General features: G+C 52.6%; 3 protein-coding genes. 2 read left to right on the forward strand and 1 reads right to left on the reverse strand.

All coding sequences use genetic code 11. From position 1 onward, the window contains the following. Positions 1-688: multidrug effflux MFS transporter (locus G8764_RS22105; protein ID WP_166168529.1), on the forward strand; the 688-nt coding region annotated here is incomplete at its 5' end. Positions 689-719: 31 nt separating this feature from the next. Beyond that, positions 720-1,604, forward strand: a complete 885-nt coding sequence (locus G8764_RS22110; protein ID WP_166168532.1) for an AraC family ligand binding domain-containing protein — start codon at positions 720-722, stop codon at positions 1,602-1,604. On the opposite strand, the gene G8764_RS22115 is transcribed toward G8764_RS22110, so the two are convergent. After that, positions 1,559-3,127 (reverse strand): nucleoside hydrolase-like domain-containing protein, encoded by a 1,569-nt coding sequence (locus G8764_RS22115; protein ID WP_207952049.1) that lies wholly within the window; start codon positions 3,125-3,127, stop codon positions 1,559-1,561. The two genes, G8764_RS22110 and G8764_RS22115, sit on opposite strands and share 46 nt — an antisense overlap. Between the last annotated feature and the right edge of the window lie 267 nt (positions 3,128-3,394).

Here is a 3,394-nt window from a genome sequence, read left to right on the forward strand (position 1 = left end):
CAGCGCTGTTTATGGTTTTGCCGCCTGGCTGACGGTCTATTTCTGGCTGCCAGAAACGCGCAAGCCAATGCCCGCCATGAGCGTTTGGACGCAGTTATCGCAGACGTTCAGCCTGGTGAAATCATCCCCGCAAGCCAAAACCGGCATCGCTTTATTTACCCTGCCCTTTGTTGGCTACTTTGCCATACTCACATCGTTATCCGTGGTGATGCATGATCTGTACGGCGTAACGGCGGCGGAGTTCGGCTTGCTGTTTGCCCTTGCGGCAGTCAGCTATTTCATCGGTGCGCTGGCGACCCGTCATCTCTCGGTATGGTTGCCGCCCAGTCGTACTTTATTGATCGGCATGGGGATATTAGGCCTGACCGGTTTACTGAGTTTTTCTCTGCTATTCTGGCAGGCACCTGCGTGGGTGCTGTGGGTGACCGCTTCGCTGTATATGCTGGGCATGGCCATCTGCCTGCCTATTACCAGCCTCGAAGCCCTGGGGCCACTGGCCAAGTCTGCCGGACTGGGGGCGTCCGTGTTAAGTACGTTTCAAATTGGGGTCGGCGCGCTCGGTTCCTTTCTCAGCGCTTATTATTATGACGGCACGCAAACCAGTTTGTTTCTGGTAACAACCGTGGTCACGCTAGCGGCGGTTGCTATCTACGCCAAGCGACGACGCACGCTGTTTCAGTCACGCTGACACACAGCGAACCCATCACGACGAATGAAGAATGGTTACGAAAAAAACGACAGCGAAAACGCAAGCAGACAGCTGGATACCTGAGCTCAACATTGGCGAAGATTACGACAAGCGCTACCTCGATGCGGTCATTCACTATGATCAACTGGGCAAGTTTGCCGATTTTTTTGGCCGCGAACAGCCGATTCACCGACACGTGCAGTCCCTGAAAATTCATTTCATTGACAGAGGAGAAATCCACTTCCATATCGATGACAAGTTATACCATGTTCAAGGCCCTGCTCTTTTTCTGACACCACCCACCGTTCCACATTCCTTTGGCATATCCGAAGACGCAGCCGGCCATGTACTGACCATCCGCCAATCATTGATATGGCAGTTAATGAAACGTACCGCGCAAAGTGAACCAGAAATTAAGCTTGATTCGGGTATATGCCTGTCTCCAGGTGGCCTTAAAAGTACGCAACTCAATCAATGGAAGTTAATGACTGAATTACTCCAGCACATATCGCAAGAGTGGTACGAAAACTGCCCCGCTCGCTCAGTCGCTTTAGAAAACTTCGTTAACCTTTTGTTGATTCAAATTAGCTGTTTAAGCCCGCAAAGAGCAAGAAGCTCGGCGGTCAATAACGAAGAACTTAGACTTTTTCATCAGTTCTCACAGCAAATTGAACTGTATTTTCGCGAACACTGGTCTGTGCCCAAATATGCTTCAACCATTGGGGTATCGGAAAGCCGTTTGAATCAAATCTGCCAGCGTATTGCCAACGTTTCCCCTAAAAAGCTGGTCCGGGAACGCTTGCTGCAGGAAAGTGATACCTCATTATTTTCTAAACTGAATGGTGGCGTCAGGCGGTGGGGTTTCAGCCGTCACTCACTGCCTTTCGCCGTAACATTGAAAATGACTCTGCGATAGCGGGTTAATGCCGGTGTTCCGGTATCAGTGACAGCCAGAATCAGGTGCGCGACGCCGCCCGTGCAACTCACCCATTGTGCAATCCAGGCGTCGCTGCAAGCCCGGGTTACTGTCAGCTTTGTTCGCGGCTGATCGACATTCTCGATATTTAGCACCGCCTGTCCCTGCCCCACGACATAGCCCGCTTCGGGGTAGTGAAACCAGCTAAAGCTCAAGGTGTCGCCATCGGGGTCAACGCTGTTGGAAGCGTCCAACTCGATCACATCGCCGACCTGGGCGTTGATCACCATCGGTTGGGCATAGTGAAGGCCGTTAAGCTGAACTTGCGGCGGATGATTGGCATCCTCAAAGGCTTTAACAGTCCAGTCCATGCGCGCGGCAAAATCATGCTGAAAGGCTTCGCGCCAGCGCCAGATCGTGGCCTGGTCCGACAAATGGGTATTGCCATCGATACCCTTGACCTGATCCTGGGAAGTGAGCCGAAAAAGCAGGTCGCCGCCCTGGGTCCAGATAGCCCGGCTCTCACCATAAGGCTGACGAAAAACATAGCGACCGCCCCAACCACCCCAGGCCGGGCTGCGGTGGCTTTCCAGGCCATTGCCCAGCAGATGGAGAAATGAAGGCGTGTCACCTTCCATAATAAACCAATAGGCTGGATACAACTTGCCAAAAGAACCCTTGTCGCGAATATTTTCCTGCAGCCACTCATTGGTGATCAAGGAACTATCCGCTCCCGCACCATTGCGGTAAAAAAGATCACCGCTGATGCCGGTCCAGCTGGCGTAGACGTATTCGCCACCATCGGCGGACGATGGCTTAACCACATAAAACAGCTGCGGGAATTGTTGCCGGATCCAGGGTCCGGCATCGTCCTGATCGGAAATGGAATAGACCCGCAGCTTGGCCACGAATGCCTGTAGTTCGGCCTCGCTGCGGGTTTCTCGAATATGCAACAACGCCTGAGCGAGGGTATTGGCCCCGCCCCAGACGGAAATCCACAGCGGCCTGTCATCGTCTCGATCAACCGCCTCAATGATGGCGTTTGCCCCCGCTGAATTCTGTCCTTTAACAACAGCTGACATGCCATAACCAGGCTGGCCGCTACTCACCCGCGAGGCGAGCAACGCGGCTTCGGGCCAGCCGGTGGCGTGCAGCATCAGCGTGTCCCGAACCGCTGCGTAACCGGCTATAATCTTGTGGATGGTGTGCGGATTGGTGCGGTCTTTCAGCCAGGTGGAGGTAGTGGCAACCAGGCCTTCGATATCGAGCTGGTTGACATAGAGCAACAGGCGCACCATGGACATCTGGTCGTCCGGCTCATTGCCCATATCGGTGAGCACCAGCAGGCGTGGCTTGCCCGCTGAGTTATCGATATAGGCCGCGTCCAGATAGCTGGTGGCGGTTTTAATACCAACCGAGAGTTGCGGAAGCTGCGTCTCATCCGCCTGAGTCGCGTATCCACAAACACCGCCAACGCAGGTAACCAACAGTAGTAGCAACTGATTCATAGCTTTAGCAATCATCTATCCAGCCTTTTTATTCCATACATGGCAGCTTGAAATTTCCCGCGGGGTTAGCCAATTGAATGGATACCGTGACACCCTGTTTCGATAACGTTAATGAATTACTATCGATGATGCGATGATCAATCATAAAACTACCCACTTACCTAATTTTTGAATACCTTAGCCAAACTTGAATCTGAACGAGGTAAACCAGCAACTCGGTTTACTCTCAAATAAGGAATCAATTGACTGAAAAATTCTTGAGACCTGCCGCCTTCAACGCCA

Origin of the sequence: Pseudomaricurvus alcaniphilus (assembly GCF_011440395.1) — a bacterium.
In the GTDB taxonomy this organism is placed as follows: Bacteria; Pseudomonadota; Gammaproteobacteria; order Pseudomonadales; family Cellvibrionaceae; genus Pseudomaricurvus; species Pseudomaricurvus alcaniphilus.